The 21422-nt window shown below is 56.8% G+C and carries 18 protein-coding genes; 13 read left to right on the top strand and 5 right to left on the bottom strand.

Going from position 1 to position 21422, the window contains the following annotated elements; genetic code table 11:
* Nucleotides 1–47: 47 nt before the first annotated feature.
* The 4 genes from QT231_RS03840 (at nt 48) to QT231_RS03855 (ending at nt 3966) form a co-directional block, all read left to right on the top strand.
* Entirely contained in the window at nt 48–1088 is a 1041-nt protein-coding gene (locus tag QT231_RS03840; RefSeq protein WP_308335610.1) for a hypothetical protein, read from the top strand.
* Nucleotides 1089–1118: 30 nt separating this feature from the next.
* Nucleotides 1119–3242, top strand: a complete 2124-nt coding sequence (locus tag QT231_RS03845; protein WP_308335611.1) for a methyl-accepting chemotaxis protein — start codon at nt 1119–1121, stop codon at nt 3240–3242.
* A gap of 18 nt (nt 3243–3260) precedes the next feature.
* Nucleotides 3261–3392, top strand: coding sequence for a hypothetical protein (locus QT231_RS03850; protein WP_308335612.1), 132 nt, complete (start codon nt 3261–3263; stop codon nt 3390–3392).
* A 181-nt stretch (nt 3393–3573) separates the two neighbouring features.
* Nucleotides 3574–3966, top strand: a complete 393-nt coding sequence (locus QT231_RS03855) for a Rid family detoxifying hydrolase (protein ID WP_308322082.1) — start codon at nt 3574–3576, stop codon at nt 3964–3966.
* A gap of 52 nt (nt 3967–4018) precedes the next feature.
* Here QT231_RS03855 and QT231_RS03860 read toward each other — a convergent pair whose 3' ends face one another.
* Nucleotides 4019–4612, bottom strand: coding sequence for a histidine phosphatase family protein (locus QT231_RS03860; protein WP_308335613.1), 594 nt, complete (start codon nt 4610–4612; stop codon nt 4019–4021).
* Nucleotides 4613–4700: 88 nt separating this feature from the next.
* Between QT231_RS03860 and QT231_RS03865 the strand changes: the two genes are divergently transcribed.
* The 3 genes from QT231_RS03865 (at nt 4701) to QT231_RS03875 (ending at nt 9692) form a co-directional block, all read left to right on the top strand.
* A complete protein-coding gene (locus tag QT231_RS03865) occupies nt 4701–5132 on the top strand; it encodes a host attachment protein (RefSeq protein ID WP_308335686.1) in 432 nt (143 codons plus the stop codon).
* Between the two features lie 289 nt (nt 5133–5421).
* Nucleotides 5422–7533: a methyl-accepting chemotaxis protein gene (locus QT231_RS03870; RefSeq protein ID WP_308335614.1), complete on the top strand. Its 2112-nt coding sequence runs from the start codon at nt 5422–5424 to the stop codon at nt 7531–7533.
* 296 nt (nt 7534–7829) lie between these two features.
* Nucleotides 7830–9692, top strand: a complete 1863-nt coding sequence (locus tag QT231_RS03875; RefSeq protein ID WP_308335615.1) for a methyl-accepting chemotaxis protein — start codon at nt 7830–7832, stop codon at nt 9690–9692.
* Nucleotides 9693–9696: 4 nt separating this feature from the next.
* Here the strand turns inward: QT231_RS03875 and QT231_RS03880 are convergent, their stop codons facing one another.
* Entirely contained in the window at nt 9697–10623 is a 927-nt protein-coding gene (locus QT231_RS03880; RefSeq protein ID WP_308335616.1) for a LysR family transcriptional regulator, read from the bottom strand.
* Between the two features lie 180 nt (nt 10624–10803).
* Between QT231_RS03880 and QT231_RS03885 the strand changes: the two genes are divergently transcribed.
* The gene (locus tag QT231_RS03885; RefSeq protein WP_064235686.1) at nt 10804–11580 is read left to right on the top strand and encodes a ferredoxin--NADP reductase; all 777 of its coding nucleotides are present in this window, start codon (nt 10804–10806) and stop codon (nt 11578–11580) included.
* Between the two features lie 204 nt (nt 11581–11784).
* On the opposite strand, the gene glnK is transcribed toward QT231_RS03885, so the two are convergent.
* From glnK to QT231_RS03900, 3 genes are all read right to left on the bottom strand, one after another.
* Entirely contained in the window at nt 11785–12123 is a 339-nt protein-coding gene (glnK, locus tag QT231_RS03890; protein ID WP_007112362.1) for a P-II family nitrogen regulator, read from the bottom strand.
* 189 nt (nt 12124–12312) lie between these two features.
* Nucleotides 12313–13560, bottom strand: a complete 1248-nt coding sequence (locus tag QT231_RS03895) for an ammonium transporter (RefSeq protein ID WP_308335617.1) — start codon at nt 13558–13560, stop codon at nt 12313–12315.
* 44 nt (nt 13561–13604) lie between these two features.
* Nucleotides 13605–13943, bottom strand: a complete 339-nt coding sequence (locus tag QT231_RS03900) for a P-II family nitrogen regulator (protein ID WP_007112359.1) — start codon at nt 13941–13943, stop codon at nt 13605–13607.
* A gap of 358 nt (nt 13944–14301) precedes the next feature.
* On the opposite strand from QT231_RS03900, the gene QT231_RS03905 reads away from it, so the two are divergent.
* The 5 genes from QT231_RS03905 to QT231_RS03925 all read left to right on the top strand — a co-directional run bounded on the left by QT231_RS03905 (nt 14302) and on the right by QT231_RS03925 (nt 21389).
* The gene (locus QT231_RS03905) at nt 14302–14679 is read left to right on the top strand and encodes an accessory factor UbiK family protein (protein WP_308335618.1); all 378 of its coding nucleotides are present in this window, start codon (nt 14302–14304) and stop codon (nt 14677–14679) included.
* 159 nt (nt 14680–14838) lie between these two features.
* Nucleotides 14839–16989, top strand: coding sequence for a TonB-dependent receptor (locus QT231_RS03910; protein ID WP_308335619.1), 2151 nt, complete (start codon nt 14839–14841; stop codon nt 16987–16989).
* 61 nt (nt 16990–17050) lie between these two features.
* Nucleotides 17051–18034, top strand: a complete 984-nt coding sequence (locus QT231_RS03915) for an AraC family transcriptional regulator (RefSeq protein WP_308335620.1) — start codon at nt 17051–17053, stop codon at nt 18032–18034.
* A 158-nt stretch (nt 18035–18192) separates the two neighbouring features.
* Nucleotides 18193–20313 carry a TonB-dependent siderophore receptor gene (locus QT231_RS03920; protein WP_308335621.1) on the top strand — a complete coding sequence of 707 codons (2121 nt, stop codon included), beginning with the start codon at nt 18193–18195 and terminating at the stop codon, nt 20311–20313.
* A gap of 170 nt (nt 20314–20483) precedes the next feature.
* On the top strand, nt 20484–21389 hold the full coding sequence (locus QT231_RS03925; protein ID WP_308335622.1) for an ABC transporter substrate-binding protein: 906 nt from the start codon (nt 20484–20486) through the stop codon (nt 21387–21389).
* Nucleotides 21390–21422: the final 33 nt, after the last annotated feature.

The raw sequence follows: 21422 nt of genomic DNA on the forward strand, positions 1-21422 counted from the left end.
CCGACATTAGAGGACATACTATGCACTTTGGTTCGTTGCGAACGTACATGCTCGCTCTTGCCAGCCCTTGCCTGCTGGCCATTGTCACTGCCTTGGTCATCTATAACCTTGTGGCGACCAATCGCACCGCGGAAACCGTCGATCAGCATACTCGTGAGCAGGCCCAAGCGGCGGTTGACGCCCGCTTGAGTGCCATCGCCGCCGCCGAGAGCGAGCGTATCCAAGGTGAACTGGACAGCGCCCTGATGTTGGCCGAGCAGCTAGCGCGCACCAATGCGCTGATGGGCGCAACCGACGCAGAAGGCCGCCAGGCGCTTTATCTGAGTCGCCGCCAGCTCTCCAACATTATCCGCCAGACAGTGGCCGACAACCCCTCCCTGCTGGACACCTTTATCGGCTGGGAACCCAACGCTTTTGGCGACGATGCGCGTTATGTTGGTGAAGAGCGCTATGACCATGACGGCAGCGGGCGCTTCATGCCCTGGTGGTACCGCACCGAGACAGGCGAGCTGGAAGTCCTGCCGCTAGGCGATACCATGGATAGCCAGACCGAGATGGCCAACGGCGTCCGCGAGGGCGAATACTACCTCTGCCCCAAGGAGACCCTGGCGCCTTGCGTCATCGACCCCGCCATCTACGACTACAACGGCGAGTCGCTGCTGGCCACCTCGTTCAACGCCTTTGCCGTGAAAATCCACGATGTGCTGGTCGACGTGCGCGCCAGCAGCCTGTCGCAGAACGCCTCAGCGCTCGCCTCGCGCAGCAGCAAAGCCTCGGCGGACATCCGCCAGCGTATCAGCGCGTCGACGGCAAAAGTCGAAAGCGGCACTCAACTGGTACGTGATGCCGAACACGCCATGCACGAGCTGTCTGAAAGCGTCGTGCGCGTCAACCAGATGCTTGGCGATATCAGCATTGCCGCTAGTGACCAGATGACCCAGCAAAACGCCGCGCTGGTCGAGGAATCCACCACCGCTGCGGAGCAACTTAAAGAGCAAGCCGACCGGCTAGCCGAACTCGTGGGGGGTTTTACGCTAGCCGATAGCGCCGCCGCTGACGATAACCGACTGCCGCCGCCTTCCCGTTGAGCACCCATTAGCCCTCAAGGACACAACAATATGAAATTCAAGTCTGTCCGTACGTTGATCACCACCCTCGTGGGAGGGTGTATTCTGCTAGTCGTCGTGGCATTGGTCGTTTTTTCCATCATCGCCAACAAGCGCTCCCAGGCGCTGGTCAAGGATGAGACCCAGGTACTGATGGACAGCAATATAGAGGAACGCCTCAGCGCCGTGGCCGCCGCGCGGGCCGAAGAAATCCAGGGCGAACTCAACCACGCCTTGACGATTGCCACGACCCTCGCCGAAACCAACAACATGCTGGGTCAATTGGACGAGGAGGGCCAACCGTTATTGAGCCTGACCCGGCGCGAGCTTTCCCTGCGGTTGCGCCAGGCAGCGATCAACAACCCTGAACTGCTCGCCACCTACAGCGCCTGGGAACCCGATGCGTTCGGCCTCGATGCGCTTTACGCCGGTGTGGAAGGCCTAGGCTATGGAGAGGATGGCCGCTTTCGCCCGGTGTGGTACGCCAATGACAACGGCGAGATGGAGGTCACGCCAATGGACGACGGCATGGAAAGCGAAGAAGTGCAGCCCAGCGGCGTACGTCTAGGCGAATACTATCTCTGCCCACGTGACACCCAGGCGACCTGTATTGTCGACCCGGCGCCGTATGACTATGGCGGTAATACCGTCATCGTGACCTCCTTCAGTGTCCCCGTCATGGTAGACGATGACTTCCGGGGCATTGTCGGGGTCGACCTATCGGTTAACTTTATCCAGAACGTGCTCGATGAGGCCAACCAGTCGCTTTACGACGGCGCGGGTGAAATGGCGTTGATCGCTCCCGGCGGAACGCTGACCGCCCATACCGGCATGCAGGCGTCGCTCGGCAGCTCAGTAGCAGACATATTTGATAGCGCGCTGCAAAATCGTGTTTCCCAGGCGCAGCTTGGCCAGGTGGTGCGCCACCACAGCGCCGAGGAAGGTGGCGAAGAGAGCATGGTCGAACTCTACTGGCCCTTCACTATCGACGATAACGGTTCGCCCTGGGTCTTGATGATTCGCCTGCCGGAAAATGCCGTGATGGCAGGGCTTTATCGACTACAGGACCAGTTGCGGGAGCAGAGCCAGGCGTCTACCTGGGGCATGGTGCTGATGGGCCTGGTGATCGCCCTGGTAGGCCTGCTGATCACGTGGCTGCTGGGTACCAGCATCTCACGGCCGCTGCGTCAGTTGGCCGACAGCATGCGTGATATCGCCTCGGGCGAGGGCGACCTGACTCGGCGCTTGCCGGTACGCGGCCGCGATGAGGGCGCCGAGCTTGCCATGCAGTTCAACGCCTTTGCCGTGAAAATCCACGATGTGCTGGTCGACGTACGCGCCAGCAGCCAGTCGGTCCACCACGCGGCCACCGAAATCACTCTGGGCGGCCATGACCTGTCGCGGCGTACCGACAACGCCGCCGCCAGCCTGCAGCAGACCTCCTCAGCCATGGAGGAGATCAGCAGCACCGTGGGCCACACCACCAGCGCCTCCAAGGAAGCCAGCGACCTGTCGCAGACCGCCTCGCAGCTGTCATCGCGCACGAACGCGGCCTTTGAGCAAGTCGTCGCCACCATGGATGAAATCCGCACCACCTCCGACGAGATACAGGCCATCGTCAAGGTGATCGACGGCATCGCCTTCCAGACCAACCTGCTGGCGCTGAACGCCTCGGTCGAGGCGGCCCGGGCCGGTGAACACGGCCGTGGTTTCGCCGTGGTCGCCGAAGAGGTGCGCATGCTCGCCTCGCGCAGCAGCGAAGCCTCGGCGGATATTCGCCAACGTATCGGCGCGTCGATGGAAAAAGTCGAAAGCGGTACCAAGCTGGTTCACGATGCCGAACGCGCCATGCACGAGCTGTCTGAAAGCGTCATGCGCGTCAACCACATGCTTGGCGATATAAGCACCGCCGCCAGTGAACAGAACGACGGTATCAGCCAAGTCAGCATAGCGGTGAGCGACCTTGACCAGATGACCCAGCAGAATGCCGCGCTGGTCGAGGAGTCCACCACCGCTGCCGAACAACTGAAACAACAGGCCGACCGTCTGGCCACGCTGGTGGGCGCCTTTACTCTGGAGGATGAGCGCAGCGCCAGTGCGCCACCGCCGTTGCCCGCTTCTCAGCTTCATCACTGATTAATCGAGAAGAAAAACGTGAAATTTAAATCAGTTCGTACCTTAATCGCTACCCTGGTGGGGGCCTGCCTACTGCTGGTCGTCGCCGCCCTCGTGGTTTTCTCGGTCATGGCCAACGCCCGTTCCCAGGCGCTGGCTGGTCAAGGATGAAACGCAGGAGCTGCTGGAGCGCAATATCGAGGCACGCCTGAAGGCGGCCAGCAGCAGCGTGTGGCGATTGCACGCTCACTGTGTATTAGCGCGGCGATCTTGGGGTTAGCCTGCCACTACAAGCAAGATTGCTTCGTCGCAGGCTCCTCGCAACGACATGATTCAAAAGCAGGATACACGCATGATTGAAAAGCTATTCATTGACCGCGCCCCTCAGCCGATTGCGCCCTTCTCCCATGCCTGCCGAGTCGGTGATCTGGTATTTATCACAGGGCAAATGCCAACGGTGCCTGAGACCAACGAAATGCTATTGGGCACGTTTACCGAACAGACACACCGAGTCATGCAGAACCTGGCCATTGTGCTTGAAGAAGTGGGCAGCGCATTTGAGTACGTGGTGCAGTCACGGGTGTTTATTACCAATATGGGCCACTTCGATGAAGTCAATAAGGTCTACGCCAGCTACTTCCCCCAGCCGCTGCCCACGCGCACCTGCATTGGCGTGACCGGCTTAGCTGGCGGTGCCGATGTGGAAGTCGATATGATTGCCTGGATACCGCCCAGCAAGGACTAAGACACCTCTGATTAACTATTACGCTTGGCCATACAGCGTTAATCAGAGACCCCTAAGCACCTACCTGAGTAATACTGGCTGGCAGTAACGCCGTCTGTTCGCGGTGCTGGGTAAGCGGTTTATTAGCCAGCGCCGTGAGCAGAATTTGCAGCGGATCACCATGGCTCACCAGCAGGATAGTTTCGTCGTCTTCCTGTTGTTCCAGGTCAGCTATTACGGCCTGCATTCGGTGGGCCACCGCGCTTAATGCTTCTACCTGATGCTCAGTATGCTCGGCATCTTCAGCGTCTAACGCCCATATGCTGGGATAACGAGCATCACTCTGCCCCTCCAACTCGCCAAAGTAGCGCTCGCGGAGTCGCGTATCCACGCTCGGCAGCAAACTAAACCTGGTAGCCACGCGAGCGGCGGTTTGAGTTGTCCGTAAGAAGTCCGAATGCACCACGCGGGTGGGCGCTGGCCACTGCCACTCGGCGACAAGTTGGGCAAGCTGTTGCTCACCCACCTCTGAAAGGCCGAAGTTCTCTATCCCTCTTTCCGGCGAGCTGACGATGATGCCCTGCTGATTAGCCTGACTGTGACCATGGCGCATTAATAGATAGCGATTGCGCCAACGTGGGAGGGTTTTGTAAAGCTCTATAGACATCATTGCTCCTATGAATCGCGATGTTTGACCTATCGCCTAACGCTTGCCATGGTTAGGGTACCTTTAAGGACACGGAGGACGTTTGATGATGACAACCTATATTGTGGTAGCCGATGCCGCTCGGGCACGTATCTTCACACGTGATGCGCTTCATCTGGAAGAGAAGCAAAGCCTGGTACACGCCGAGGGGCGCATGCACGAAGGCGACCTGATTACCGATAGCTCCGGCGCGGACGTACATGAATCGACGTCATCCACATCGCGTTCCTCGAACGAAGGGGGTACTGCTTTAAAGCATGAAAATGAGCTGTTCGCCAAGGAAGTCACCCAGTGCCTGTATAACGCCCGGGTGAACAACAGCATGGAGAAGCTGATCCTGGTGGCGCCCCCCAAGTTTCTGGGCCTGCTGCGTGACAAGCTGGATCCCCCCACACAGAAGCTTGTTATCCATACGCTGTCAAAAGACCTCAGCAAAGCGTCACTTGAGGATATCCAGGAGGCCGTTAGCGATCTACGCTAGCGATATTTGAAAGCTAATTTTCACTCAACATTAAAGAAATGGTCGCTCTCGCCGATAGCTAATAGGTCCTCTTTTTATTTTTACGCTACCTGCGTATTGATAAGCCCCTCGACCTAGAGAGCGACCATGCTGACAGCTTCAAGACCCCCACCTGTATTACCCCCCCTTACGGCTATAGCTATAGCCTTGATCATTATTGGTCTTGACAACTACCCCACCGAAAATGGCCGTCTTGTAACGTTCACTACCCTGCCGCCGCCTGCGGTCACCTCGAAGAGACCTGACAATAATGAACTTTAAATCCGTGCGCACCCTCATTGCCACGCTGGTCGGTGGTTGTATCCTGCTGGTAGTTGCCGCGTTGGTCATCTATTCGGTGATTGCCAATGCGCGTTCCCAGGCACTGGTTGAGAGGCAGACGAAAGAGCTGCTCGAACGCAATATCGAAGCACGCCTTACGGCGACCGCTACAGCGCAGACCGAAGAAATCAGAGGAGAGCTCGAACACGCGCTGACGCTTGCCACTAGCCTGGCCAATACCAATGCCATGCTGGGCAAGGAAGACGAAGATGGGCGGCCCTTGATGACCATGAGCCGTCGCGAGCTTTCGTTGCTTGTGCGCCAAACCGTTATCGATAATCCCGAACTCCTCGACGCTTTTATTGGCTGGGAGCCCAACGCCTTTGGTAATGACGCACTCTTTACCGAGCGTGAAGATCAAGGTTATGGCCCAGATGGGCGATTTATGCCGTGGTGGTACCGTACCGAAAGCGGCGATATTGAGGTCCTGGCGCTGGGCAGCGATATGGAAAACCAGGAGCGCGATGCCGATGGCATTCGGCGCGGGGAGTACTATCTATGCACCAAGGAAACAAAGCGTAGCTGTGTTGTCGACCCACACCTCTATGATTATAACGGTGAGACATTACTGGTCACTTCGTTCAACGCCCCCATCCTGGTAGACGGAGAATTTCGCGGCAGCGCGGGTGTCGATCTGTCGGTCGAATTCATACAGGGGTTGCTGGAAGAGGCCAATCAATCGCTCTATGACGGTGCCGGGGAAATTGCTTTAATCGCATCCCAAGGCGCCTTGGCGGCTTATACCAGCGCGCCTGACCTATTAGGCAAGAGCGCTAAAAATGTGCTGAGCGCTGAACTTCAGGCCGGCATCACCCAAGCTCAGCAAGGGGAGCAGGTACGCAGGCTAGCCACTGATCAGGGCATGACCGAACTTTACTGGCCCTTCTCTATTGATGAGAGTGGTAACCCCTGGGTATTGATGATTCGACTGCCTGAAAGCGCCGTGCTTGCAGGGCTTAATGACTTGCAAGCGCAAATGGAAAGCCAGCGCGAGGCCTCAACACTCGGCATGATTGGCATGGGGTTGGTTATCGCCCTTCTGGGCCTGATCGCCAGTTGGCTACTGGGAAGCAGCATCTCACGCCCGTTGAAACAATTGGCTAATCGCATGCGTGATATCGCCTCAGGGGAAGGCGATTTAACCCAGCGCCTACCGGTGCGAGGACGTGACGAAGGGGCAGAGCTGGCGATTCAGTTCAATGCATTTGCGGTCAAGATCCACGATGTACTGGTTGATGTGCGCACAAGCAGTGAGTCGGTTCACCACGCGGCCAATGAGATCGCCATGGGTGGCCAAGACTTGTCCCGCCGTACCGATAACGCGGCCGCAAGTCTTCAGCAAACGTCCGCGTCGATCGAAGAAATCACCAGCACGGTTGAACACACGGCGGCGTCCGCCAAAGAAGCCAACAAACTCTCTCAGACCGCGTCAGAGGTAGCCAGAGAAGGTGGCCAAGTCGTGGCGAATGTGGTCACCACCATGGAGGACATTACTCGCGCGTCAGATAAGATCGGTGAAATCGTCAACTTGATGAACAGCATCTCGTTCCAGACCAATCTGCTGGCGCTTAACGCCTCAGTGGAAGCAGCCCGGGCTGGCGAGCATGGCCGTGGTTTTGCCGTGGTGGCCGACGAGGTGCGCAAGCTGGCCGGACGTAGCAGCGATGCCGCCAACGATATTCAAAAGCTGATTGAGGATTCGCAAAGCAAGGTGAACAACGGAACTACGTTGGTGCGTAATGCTGGCACTACCATGCAGCAGATCGTGGCGCATATCACCCGCGTAACCGATGTCTTGGAGGAGATCAACGCCGCCACCAGCGAGCAAAGCGAAGGTATCAAACAAGTCAACATCGCTGTCGCAGAGCTGGATCGGATGACCCAGGCGAACGCGGCCATGGTGGAAGAGTCCACGACCGCTGCCGAACAGTTGAAAGAGCAAGCCGATCATTTAGCGGTCACCATTGGCAGCTTCAAACTCTCCCAACACCCACCTGCGCCGCTAACGTTAAACTCGCCCAAAGCGCTGGCGTCGTTTTGAGGGACTAAGGAATGGGCGGTAGTGCAATGACGCTGCGTTTGCCTCCGGAACGTGATTAAGCTGTCTACCTACCTCTTTATCCGCAGGGGCCTCATTTAGAGGCCCTTACGTCATTATCCCCCTGCATTAACACGGTTTCCTCTGGCGCGTGTTTTATCCCTTACAAGCCTATAACGGCACGAGCTAATGCATACATCTAAAGTCGTATCCATCGGTGCCGATAGCATGACAGCAGATGTTACTTACCAAGCGGTCAACTTCTGACCTCATTTTTCCTTAATAGCGAGACTTTATTAATGCTGTCGTCCCTACGCTTGCGCATTCTGATGATCACTTTGGTGGTTATCACGCTGGCACTGACCATCAACGCCTCCGTCAGTTATCTGACCTTGCAAGCTCACAACGAGCAGCAGGTAACTCGGCAACAGGCATCCATCGCACAGGGTAATGCCCTGGCAATTGAAGAGTGGGTGTCTGCCCGTGCCGCGATGCTAGAAGCAGCTCGCGCGCCCGTGATCGATAATGCCCCTCTCGAACCCCTAAAACAGTTAGCCGAGTCAGGCGGATTCATAGCGGCCTTTTACGGTCAAACCGATGGCAGCCACCTTTCTTCCGATGGCTGGATACCACCCAATGACTACGACCCACGCCAGCGCAGCTGGTATCAAGCAGCCATGGATCAGGATAGCACCATCGTTTCGCTGCCCTACGTGGATGCCAACAGCAATCGCTTAGTGGTTACCTTTGCCACGCCGGTCAAGCGTGAGGGTCGCCTGTATGGGGTGGTCGGCGGAGATGTGGCGATCGACAGTCTGGTCAATCAGGTCAATGCCATTCAGCCGACGCCATCGAGCTTCGCCTTTCTGAGCAGTGGCGGCGAGACGCTGATCGCGCACCCCAACACGGCGCTGACCCTCAAGCCACTAAGCCAGATCAGTGATACCTTGACCCCCGCCGTTATCGGTCGGCTGAGCGCTACCCAAGATAGCTGGGAAGCTATTCAAGTCGACGGCCAGGATAAGCGGCTATCAGCGACGCCCATCGCGGGTACCGACTGGGAGCTCGGGATCGCGCTAGACGAACGCGAGGCCACTGCCGGCCTTCGCGCTATCCTTCACTCGTCTTTGATCACGCTACTGATCATTATCGCCGTTACTGCTCTGCTGCTAAGCCTGTGGCTCAAGCGAACCTTCGCCGGTCTTGAACGAGCCCGGGATGCGCTGGATGACATCGCTAGTGGCGACGGTGACCTGACCCGCCGACTGCCGGAGCAAGGCCGCGATGAAGTGGCCCAGATGAGCGGTGCTTTCAACCGCTTCGTGAGCAAAATGGAGGCGGTATTAATCGATGTACGCACCAGCAGTGAATCCGTTCACCATGCCGCCAATGAGATCGCCATGGGCGGACAGGATCTATCCCGTCGCACCGATAACGCGGCCGCTAGTCTGCAGCAAACCTCTGCATCGATTGAGGAAATCACCAGTACCGTTCAACACACGGCAGCATCCGCAAAAGAAGCCAACAAGCTTTCTCAGACCGCCTCAGAGGTAGCCAACGAAGGCGGGAAGGTTGTCGCCAACGTAGTCACCACAATGGAAGACATTACCCACGCGTCGGATAAAATCGGTGAAATTGTCACGCTTATGAACAGCATCTCGTTCCAGACCAATCTGCTGGCACTTAACGCCTCAGTGGAAGCGGCCCGGGCTGGCGAACATGGCCGTGGTTTTGCCGTGGTGGCCGACGAGGTGCGTAAGCTGGCCGGGCGTAGTAGTGAAGCGGCCAACGATATCCAAAAATTGATTGAAGATTCACAAAGCAAGGTGAATAACGGCACCACTCTCGTACGCGATGCTGGCGCCACCATGCAGGATATTGTGGCTCACATTACTCGCGTGACCGATGTCCTCGAAGAGATCAATGCGGCCACCAGTGAGCAAAGCGAGGGCATCAATCAAGTCAACATCGCTGTTGCAGAGCTGGATCGCATGACCCAGGAGAACGCGGCCATGGTGGAGGAGTCCACGACCGCTGCCGAGCAGTTGAAAGAGCAAGCCGATCATTTAGCGGTCACCATCGGCAGTTTCAAGCTCTCCCAGCACCCACAGGCGCCGCTGACGTTAAACTCGCCTAATGCCAAGGCGTTGCCATCGTTTTAAGGGATTAAGGAATTGGCGGCAACGTAATATCATCGCTGCGCTTGGCGCCGGCTGTCATCTCACGGCAAAGGCGCAGGAATTCGCGCACACCGGTGGTGAGGTATTTGTGCCGGTGCCAGATAAACGTGAACTGGCGCTTTAAATCCAACTCCGGCGTGGGCAGCGGCACCAAGCTCCCGCGCCGAAAAGCATCGCGTAGCGCCAGGCGCGAGACGCAGCCAATCCCCAGACCTGACTCCACGGCGCGCTTAATGCCTTCCGTATGCTCTAGCTCCAGCAGGGTATTAAAGCGGCTGCGCCGGTGGCGGGCGGCGTGCTCCAGGGTCATGCGCGTACCGGATCCCTCTTCGCGCATTATCCAGTCCTCGCGCAGCAACTGTTCAAGCTCCAGATGTTCACGGCCCGCCAGCGGATGGCGCGGCGAGCAAAACACGCACAGCTCATCTTCGACCCAAGGCTGGCTAATAATCATGTCGTCATCGCACTGCCCTTCGATCAGCCCTAAATCCAGCGAGTGCTGACGCACGCCTTCAATAATATGCCGCGTATTGCGCACCGCTAAACGCACCCGACTGCCGGGGTGACGCTGCATAAAGTCACTGATAAGCAGCGTGGCCAGGTAGTTACCAATGGTCAGCGTGGCCCCCACATCCAGCGACCCAACCCCCTTCTGCCCCCGTAGAAGCTCTTCGATCTCTTCTCCACGGTCAAGCAGCGCTACCGCTTTGGGCAACAGCTGAAAGCCCAGCGCGTTGAGTTTCAGGCGTTTGCCGATCCGGTCCAGCAGTTGGCAGTCGAACTGCCGCTCAAGCTCCGCCAGCGCCGTGCTGGTCGCCGACTGCGACATGGCCAGCGCCCGCGCCGCATGGGATACGCTCTCATGCTGGGCAACCGCCACAAAGACTTCCAACTGCCGCAAGGTGTAGTGCATAGCGTCTGACCTATATTTGATCTATATCTATTTTTCAGATAAGCGTTATCAATATAATTCGCTTAACAGATATAGCACCCTTTGCTTAGACTTGCAGGCAACTTATTTAATAATTTTTATTCTTTTTCAGAATATGACCGATATGGTTTAGCGCCAGCGTCGGCTACAGGAGAAAACGGCATGAGTAAGTTTGCTCTGGAAGAAGTGCTTAGCGTTCATCACTGGAACGATACTCTATTCAGCTTCCGCACCACCCGAGAGCGTAGCCTGCGCTTCAAAACCGGTCAGTTTGTAATGATTGGTTTGGAAGTGAATGGCAAACCGCTGATGCGCGCTTACTCTATTGCCAGTCCCAACTACGAAGACCACCTGGAGTTCTTCAGCATTAAAGTGCCCGATGGCCCGCTCACGTCACGACTTCAGCACCTGAAAGTGGGTGACCAGATTATGGTCAGCCGCAAGCCGACAGGCACGCTGGTAACCGACGACCTGCTACCCGGCCGCAACCTGTATATGCTCTCCACCGGTACCGGTTTGGCGCCCTTTATGAGCTTGATTCAGGATCCCGAAGTTTATGAACGCTACGAGAAAATCGTACTGGTTCACGGGGTGCGCGAAGTCTCTGAATTGGCCTACGCCGACTTCATCACCAAAGAGCTGCCAGCCCATGAGTACCTAGGTGAAGATATTGCTGAAAAGCTGGTCTACTACCCGACCGTTACCCGGGAAGAGTTCCACACCATGGGCCGCCTGACCGACCATATTCGTACGGGTAAGCTGTTTGAAGATACCGGCCTGCCGCCCATCGACCCACGCCAAGACCGCGCGATGATCTGTGGCAGCCCCGCCATGCTGGACGATACCAGCGCCCTGCTCGACGAGTTGGGTCTAAATATTTCGCCACGTATGGGCGAGCCGGGCGACTACGTCATTGAGCGTGCGTTTGTTGAGAAGTGAGTAGTGAGTAGTGAGTAGTGAGTAGTGAGTAGTGAGTAGTGAGTAGATAAATTCTAGCCGCTTTAATAACTACATCACTAATACAAAGCCCCTGCTGGAGATGATCCGCAGGGGCTTTGTGCTGCTGACTACCTACAATTCAACAACTTACTGTTTTTTTCTTACCATTCACCATTAACCATTCACAGTTCACAATTCACAAACCTAAACCGCGTCTTTGCCCGTTTCACCGGTACGGATACGGATAACCTGCTCTAGCGGCATCACAAAGATTTTGCCGTCGCCGATTTTACCCGTGTTCGCCACCTGGGTGATGGCATCGATCACCTGCTCGGCCATATCGTCATCCACCGCGACTTCCAGCTTCACTTTAGGCAGGAAGTCCACCACATACTCAGCGCCACGATACAGCTCGGTATGCCCTTTCTGGCGCCCAAAGCCCTTCACTTCCGTCACCGTAATACCCTGTACGCCGATATCAGAGAGCGATTCGCGCACATCGTCGAGCTTAAACGGCTTGATAATAGCTGTGATCAATTTCATTACCATATCCTCTAACTGGGTGGCCGTGATGGGGTCGGGTTGCACGGCTGCGATTGCGCAACCGATGACCGCTAACTACCAGCATACACCGCTATTGGCAGAGAATAAAAAAGCCTCCCACTAAGGGGAGGCCGTAAGGAGCACGCCAGCTCACTTGGTCAGCATTAAATTATTTCTTAATGCCGCTGTTTATTTCTTAATACCAAATTCGGGATAGGCTTCAAGACCGCACTCTGCGATATCAACGCCTTCATACTCTTCTTCTTCGCTCACCCGGATGCCCATGATGGCTTTCAGGATCAGCCATACCACTAGGCTTGCCAGGAAGACCCAACCGAAGATACCTGCGATACCGATGATTTGAGCACCGAATGACGCGTCGCCGTTGTTCAGCGGCACTGCCAGCACGCCCCAGATACCCACCACACCGTGTACCGAGATCGCACCGACCGGATCATCCAGCTTCACTTTATCGAGCGTCACGATGGCAGCGACTACGATGATGCCGCCGATGGCGCCAATAATGGTGGCGCCCAGCGCAGATGGAGAGAGCGGATCAGCGGTAATCGCCACCAAACCCGCCAAGGCACCGTTCAGCGCCATGGTCAGGTCAGCTTTGCGGAACCACAGTTTGGCCAGAATCAGTGCGGCAATCACACCACCTGCCGCCGCAGCGTTGGTATTAACAAACACTTGCGCCACGTTGTTGGCAGAGTCGACCGCTGCCAGTTTGAGTTCAGAGCCGCCGTTGAAACCGAACCAGCCCATCCACAGGATGAAGGTACCCAGCGTTGCCAGTGGCATGTTGGCACCTGGAATAGCGTGGATAGAACCATCTTTACCGTATTTGCCTTTACGTGGGCCTAGCACGATCACACCGGCTAGTGCTGCAGCCGCACCGGCCATATGTACGATGCCTGAACCCGCGTAGTCAGAGTAACCCACTTCAGACAACCAGCCGCCGCCCCAAGTCCAGTAGCCGGACACTGGGTAGATAAACGCGGTCATGACCACAGCAAAGGCCAGGAATGCCCACAGCTTCATGCGCTCGGCGACAGCACCCGACACAATCGACATAGCGGTCGCAACGAAGACTACCTGGAAAAAGAAATCGGAACGCATGGAGTAGTAAGGTGCATCATCACCACCGGCGGTCACTGCATCCACGCTGTTCTCAGCGCCAATCAGAAAACCCAGGTTGGGCAAGAAACCACCAGCGCTGCTGGAATACATGATGTAGTAGCCCACCAATAAATACATGGTGCAGGCAATCGCAAACAGCGCAATGTTCTTGGTGAGGATTTCAGCGGTGTTCTTGGAGCGCACTAAGCCCGCTTCTAACATGGAGAAGCCAGCGGCCATCCACATGACGAGCACGCCACATATTAGAAAGTAGAACGTATCGAGCGCGTAGCTCAGATCAGTCAACTCATTCATTGTAAGTTCCCCGTTGAACTATAGAAATGATCCGCAAAGCAGCGTTAAACGGCGTCTGCACCACGTTCGCCTGTCCGAATCCGAATAACGTCTTCAAGCGGTGTCACGAACACCTTGCCGTCACCGATCTTGCCGCTGTTAGCCGCACTGCAAATCGCATCCAGTACGCTCTCTAAGCGAGCATCGTCTACGGCCACTTCCACTTTTACCTTGGGCAGAAAGTCGACGACGTATTCCGCGCCACGGTACAACTCGGTATGGCCTTTCTGACGGCCAAAACCTTTAACTTCGGTGACCGTAATGCCCTGAACGCCGTTGTCGGCTAATGCCTCACGAACGTCGTCGAGCTTAAATGGCTTGATGATAGCGGTGATGAGTTTCATCCCGGATCTCCCCTGCTGGATAAGTCCTGCTAGATTGGTAGCGGCACAGCCGCCAGAATAAGCACCTGAACCGATAATGCGCATACTGTGCCAGCTGACTATTTTTTCTTATAAGTCAGCTTATTAGCCAACAACTAAAGGGCACTACGACGCTAAATTTGAGCCAACCCACAGTTACGCTGCCGCTATTGCACCAAAAAAGAGCGTAAGCAAAAGTTGCCTGCTCCATTTCGATGCACCCTATATGCCCAACAGGAAATTCACACGGCGCATGCGAATTCTCCAACTGTTGCGTATCCTTACCGGTAAGCAATTTTTATAGATGTTCATTTAGCGAATTATTAAGGAGAGAGCAGCGATGGCGCCTCAAGACCGCATTAGCCGACTGGCCCAGCAGATTGGCGACCGTTTACAAAACGCTTCCCAGGCACCGGAAGATATTCAAAAGAGCGTGCAGCAAGTTGTACGTGGCGCCTTTGACCGCCTGGAGCTTGTCTCACGGGAAGATTTCGACATTTTAATGGACGTACTGCAGCGCACTCGGTCTCGGGTAGAGGCGTTAGAGCGCCAGGTCGCCAACCTTGAAGCCGCCGTTGAAGCGTCAACGGCCTCCACTGCCACGCCGGTGGAAGCAGAAGTACCGCCGGTGCCTACCCCCGAACCGGACACAGACCCAGAGACAAACCCAGAGCCAGGAAAAGACAAAGAGACAGCGCAGAAGAATAAGCCCGTTTAACGCTACAGCCTCTTATGCAGCAATAGGGCCATCACCTATTGCTGCATTGTGAAGCAGATAATAACGCGCTCAAATAAATACGAATCACTATCGTTGACTTTGTGTTTTCTGGTGATACCCTCCGCCTCCTAACTCCCCACTGTTCGCGGATTGTTCACCATGCACACGCTGTTATTTTCAAAATCGCCTTTTCCCAAGTCGCCTTCAACTGCTGCACTTATCGGCACCGGTCTGTTACTGGGCCTCTCCAACAGCGTTTTCGCCCAAAACACGGCCTCCGGCACAAACGCCAACGACACCATGGTGGTCGTGGGATCTCGTACGCCCACCCAAATCAGCCAAATTCCTGGTGCGGTATGGGTAATCGATAATGAGATGCTGCAGCAACAGACCCGCAATGGTGCAGACCTCAAGACGGCATTGGGGCGTCTGGTGCCGGGGCTGGATCTGGCGCCACAAGGACGCACCAATTATGGGCAAAATATGCGCGGCCGTGGCGTGCAGGTGCTTATCGACGGCGTATCGCTGAACAGTTCCCGCGGGCTTTCCCGTCAGTTCGATGCCATTGATCCGTTTAATATCGAGCGCGTGGAAGTCCTCTCCGGCGCCAGCAGCCTGTATGGTGGCGGCGCTACCGGGGGCTTGATCAACATCATTACCCGCAAGGGTGAGGAAGGCCTCAACTGGCGCACGGAAGCGGGGGTCACCACCGGCTTCAACAACAGTGACGATATGGACCGGCGCTTGTCGCAATCGATTAGCGGCGGCAACGAGCGGGTACAAGGCTACCTGGGCACCGCCATTGGGGATAACGGCCGGCACTATGACGGCCGCAGCCAAGAGATCTTCCCGGATATCGCCCAAACCGACCTGCAGGACAATCGCAGCATTGATGTACTGGGTAACCTCTCCTTCCGTTTGAGCGACGAACAGAGCCTGGAGCTGGGCGCCCAGCTATATCGTTCCGGCTACGAAGGCGATCGCGGCGTTTACTTTCCCAACCTCGACGCGGCGACGCCCAACTTGAATGATGCCGAGATTCGCGACGGTTACCGCTCAGAACGCGACCCGGAAACCGACCGCAAGCTGGTTAACGTCAACTATCACCACGCTAACCTGTGGGGGCAGAATTTCTACCTGCAGGCGTTTCACCGTGAGGAGGAGTCCAGCTTCCAGGCCTTCCCCTACCCTGTCGCCAACGGTCTGCAGTTTCGCGCCTCACAACAAAATACCGATTTGAGCGGCATCAAGGCGCTCTTCGAGTCGCGCCTGGGTGACGACGTTTCGCTGACCTACGGCCTCGATATGGATCGAGAAACCTTCGATGCCAGTCAGATGCTGTTCGATAAAGAAATATCGGACGCCTCCGGCGGTCTGGTTCAGCAAGCCTCTGGGGTTGAGCCCCGCTACCCCGGTTATCAAGTGGATGGGGTGTCAGGCTTTGTTCAGGGTGACTGGCAGGCCACTCAGGCGCTCAAGCTTTCTGCCGGTATGCGCCAGCAGCATATGGACGTCGAAGTGGATGAGTTCCAGGGCATCCCTGGCGGCAAAAATGACTACGAAGCGACCCTGTTCAATGCCAGTGCCCTCTATGATCACCACAATGGTCATCAAAACTGGCTGCAGTTCAGCCAGGGCTTCGAGCTGCCGGATCCCGCCAAGTATTACGGCAAGAGCCCCGACGTGAGTGTCGATAATAACCCCCTGTCTGCCATTGAGACGGATCAGGTAGAGCTAGGCTGGCGCTACCAAGGGGGTAACTGGACGGCCCAAACGGCGCTTTACTACGCCTGGTCGGACAAAGCAGTGGAAAACGCCGAAGATCTAAGCGTCAGCGTAGTGGACGAAAAGAAACGCGACTTTGGCCTGGAAACCGCCGTGACTCGCTACTTCGACAGTGGCGTAGAACTCGGGGGAACGCTGCACCTGGTGCGCTCCGAGCAGGAGAACGGCCAGGGCAACTGGGAGAAACGTGACGCTCGCTATGCATCGCTCTCTTCCGCCACCGCCTTTATCGGCTGGACTGACTATGTACGCTCTGCACGCTTGCAAGCCAACCATAACTTCGACCTGAAGGACGCTGCCGACCGCGAGATCGAAGGCAATACCACCCTCGACTTATCGCTCAGCCAGGAGACCGGCTTAGGCACCGTCAGCCTGGGCGTGCAGAACCTGCTGGATGACCAGTACTCCACCGTTTGGGGTCAGCGCGCTGCGATGTTCTATTCGCCCTACTACGGCCCAGAGTACCTCTATGACTACCAGGGCCGTGGGCGCACTTACACTCTGAGCTGGTCGATGGCTTACTGAGCGCTGGTTCGCTAAACGCTGATAACCGATCAAGGGCGAGATAATGGTCATGGAAGTGGAAATGGCGGCACTAGACTCGATAACGCCATCTGGCACGCCACTCACCACCCATGACCTGCTGGCGCTTGGTCAGCGCTTCGGGATCGACTACCGCTTTCCCGAAGCGCCCGAGCGCGCCCAGCCAGCACCGTGCGTGGCCCGCGGGCGGGTAATGGATGTCGAGATAACGCCCACACTGCGGGTGACGCACTCGGATCTTGACGTCCTGCACGCCTACGCCTCCACCTCCCGGCGTTCCGCTGCGTGGTTTCTCAGTGTCGTCCTGGAGGGGCGTATCCAAGTGGGGCTCGGTCACCAGTCGTTTCAGTTGCAGGCCGGTGACGCCTTTAGTGCGCATTTCAACGAGCAGACCGGGCTTGAGGTCTTCCAGCCCGCGCCGCAGCGCTTGCGTATCCTCAACATATCGCTGATCGCTTCCAGCGGGCCTCTCTCTTCCTTGCCCATCGACGTTGCCCCTCCGGCAACGCCCGTGCTGCATACCTGGCAAGTGCCACAGCTCCTTCACCACAGCCTGGAGGCGGCACTGGTCAAGAACTGGCCAGCAGAACGGCAGCGCCTGCTATGGCAGGGTCTAGCGCTCCAGCTGTTAGCGCATGGGCTGCCTGCCTCTTGCCTTGAGCCCAGCGACACAGGGAAAGCCGTCAGTTTCCCAGCGGGCCTTACCCATAGCGACCATCAGCGCCTGGAACGTTTGCGCCAGCAGCTTGAACAGTATCCCCACCAGAATTATCGGCTGGAGCAGTTGGCCAGCAACGCCGCCATGAGTCCCAGTAGCCTACGTAGCAAGTTTCAGCGCTGTTACGGTTGCTCGATCTTCGACTATCTACGCCGTTGCCGCCTGGCCCAAGCCCAGGCGTACTTGCATAAAGGTTATAGCGTGCAGCAAACCGCTCACGCCTGTGGCTACCGCCATGCCACCAATTTTGCCACTGCTTTCAAGCGCGCCTTTGGCATCGCGCCCCATGAAGTGCTCAACCGCCACTAAGGTCGCTGCGTTGTTGTGTTAGCGGTAGGTTCCCCTGTAGGAGGCTTTTTGGCAGCGCGCATACGCCTTTTGTCATTGCACGTACCTTTCACAAGCCAATAAGCGCAATAATTCTCATTAACACATTAGTTAATTGATTCTTATTGCAGGTACTCCCCATGTCCATCCCCCAACACCATTTGCTTCGCTCTGCGCACTTTTTACGCTCCCCCATCAGCGCTGCCGTTATCGCCGCCCTGGGCGTTTCACCACTGTACGCTCAGGAAAGCACCGAGCTGAAAACGGTCACGGTCACCGCCCAGCAGGCCGCCACCAAGGTAGAAACCCCGACGGTCGAAATCCCCCAGAGCGTTTCCACTATTACCCGGGAGCAGATGGATAACCGTGGTGTAAGCACCGTACAGCGCGCTACCGACTACACGCCCGGTGTTTACAGCAACCAGATTGGCGCCTCGAATCGTTTCGATTATCTGGTGCTACGCGGTTTTTCTGACGGCAGCTTGAGCAATACCTTCTTAGATGGCCTAAAAGTGATGGGCGATGCCAACTCCCATAGCAGTATGCGCATCGATCCGTGGTTTTTGGAAAGCATCGAAGTCGTCCGTGGGCCCGCCTCGGTGCTTTATGGGCGCGCCTCCCCAGGCGGTGTGGTGGCCCTGAACAGTAAGCGGCCAGAATTTGAACAAAGCGGTGAACTGCGCTTTCGGGTGGGCAACAACAACCAGCGCAGCGCCGCTTTTGACCTCACCGGGCCGATTGGCGCAGAGCAGCGGGTGGCCTTTCGCCTGACCGGGATTGCCAGCGCCGCGGATACCCAGTTTGGCCCGGCAGAAGAAGAACGCTACGCCATTGCGCCACGCCTCACCTGGGACATGACCGACGACACCAGCCTAACCGTGGAGGCGTATCTGCAGGATGAGCCGGAAGGCGGCTACCACTCAGGCGTACCCTATGAAGGGGCGGTGGTTGCCCACAATGGCCGCAAGATCAGCAATAACTTTTATGACGGTGAAGAGGAATACGACACCTATGAGCGCACCCAGCGAATGCTTGGTTATACACTAGAGCACCGCTTTAACGACCAGGTGACCGGCCGCCAGTTGATGCGCTACCTCAATTCAGACGTGGTGCTCAATCAGGTCTACGGCTATGGCTGGGTATCACCGGAATCTGATGAACTCACCCGCTACTACTCCGGCAGCAATGAATCGCTGGAAGCCTGGACGCTCGACAACCAGCTTGAAGCCAACATCAGCAGCGGCTTTATGGATCACACCTTGCTGTTCGGGGTGGATTACCAGCAGCGGGAGAACGACGTGTCGTGGCCTACGGGGTATTTTCAGCCGCTCAATGCCTTTGATCCCGTTTATGGCAGCGACCCTATCGAGTTTTACGCCCCTGTACGCGAACGCCATGAGATCGACCAGACCGGTGTCTACCTGCAAGACCAAATCGCCATGGACAACTGGCGCTTCACCTTGGGCGGCCGCTACGACTGGGTGAATATCGACAATGCCAACCGCGATAGCGGTGACACCAGTTCCCTCAGCGATACCCAGTTCAGTGGCCGCGCCGGGGTGGTTTACCTGTTTGATAACGGCGTCGCGCCTTACCTGAGCTACTCCACTGCCTTCACCCCCACCAGCTTCGTGGATGAGAGCGGCGATCTGCTCTCCCCGATGGAAGGCAAACAATGGGAAGCGGGCTTGAAGGTTCAGCCTCACGGCAGCGCCAGCCAGTATAGCGCGGCCCTGTTCCATATCAGCCAGGAGAACGTGGCGACCAAAGAGCAGCCCACCGACCCCTACCGCGCCGTGGGGGAGATCGAATCCCAAGGGCTGGAACTCGAAGCGCAAACCCAGCTAACGGATACCCTCTCACTTCAGGCGGGCTACAGTTTCACCAATATCACCTACGCCAAAAGCGACGACGGCAACCAGGGCAATAACGCCATTTACTCCCCTCGCCATCAAGTGCAGCTATGGGGCCACTACCAGGCCAACGACGGCTGGCTGAACGGCGTGGATATGGGCGTCGGCGTCCGCCACTACGCGGATATCGCCGCTGACCGGGCCAATACAGAAACCGTGCCCGACTACACCCTGGTCGATGCCACTATTGGCTACGATCTGAGCCATGTCGGCGTTGAAGGGGTCGAAACGCGCTTAAACGTGAGCAATCTACTCGATAAGGAGTATGTCGCTTCCTGTAACTCGCTTGAATACTGCTACTTCGGCGCTGAGCGCGGCGTCACCGCCAGCGTTCACTACCGTTTCTAAGCTTTCGGCCGAAGCCTTTGTCTAAGTCCTTGTCTAAGCATCATTAAGCAATCGTTCGCACATCTGCCCAGGCCACCGCGCCTGGGCATTTTTCGTTGAATACAGGTTTGCAAACAATAAATATTATCGTTTAAATACAGCTCTTATTTTCCGGATGGCCTCTCACCACCATGCGCCACACCTCCCTGTTCTGTTTGCTCACCCGCTGCGGGCTGTTCGCCGCTTGCCTACTGAGCGTTTCCAGCGCCCAGGCCCAGTGGGCCACGGTGGACTGGACGATCGCCGAAACCCTGCTGGCCATAGACGCCCCGGTTAGCAGCGTCGCCCAGCAGAGTGACTACCACGCCTGGGTAGGCGAGCCACATATTCCCGATAGTGCCACCGATATGGGCCTGCGCACCCAGCCCAATATGGAACTGCTGGCCCAGGAGCCGCCAGAGCAAACGCTGATTTCGCCCATGTTTGCCGGTTTAACCCCGCGCCTAGAGAAAATTGCACCGGTCACTCTGTTCTCGCTCTACTCTCCCGGCACCGATACCTGGCAAGAGATGCAAAAACTGACCCGTCAGCTAGGCGAGTTAACCGAGCACCAACCCCAGGCAGAAGCGCTGATCGCGGAAACCGACGCCTTGATGACCCGCCTGCGCGAATCCCGCCCCCTCTCACAGACAGAAATCGCGCCGCTACTGATGGTGCAGTTTATGGATGCCCGCCACGTGCGGGTGTTTGGGGAAAACAGCTTGTACAACGCTGTGCTTGAACAACTGGCGCTGCCCAATGCCTGGGATCAAGCCACCAACGCCTGGGGGTTTGCGCTGGTGGGGATTGAAGCGCTGGCACGCTACCCCGAGGCAATGCTGGTGATCATCGATCCACTGCCCACCGGGGTCGAAGAGCAGTTGGCAAAAAGCGGCTTATGGCAGCAGCTTCCCAGCGTTAGGCACGATAAGCTGGTGCATCTGCCGCCCGCCTGGAGCTTCGGCGCACTGCCTTCCGCCCAGCGGTTTGCCCGAGAACTAACCACGGCGTTGGAAGAAGCTACTGCGGTTAATCACTTGGTAGGTAGAAAACCGTGACGCTACCAAAGCGTTCTTAACTACGATAGGTTA

The sequence above is a fragment of the Halomonas sp. SpR1 genome, from assembly GCF_031010175.1.
In the GTDB taxonomy this organism is placed as follows: domain Bacteria; phylum Pseudomonadota; class Gammaproteobacteria; order Pseudomonadales; family Halomonadaceae; genus Vreelandella.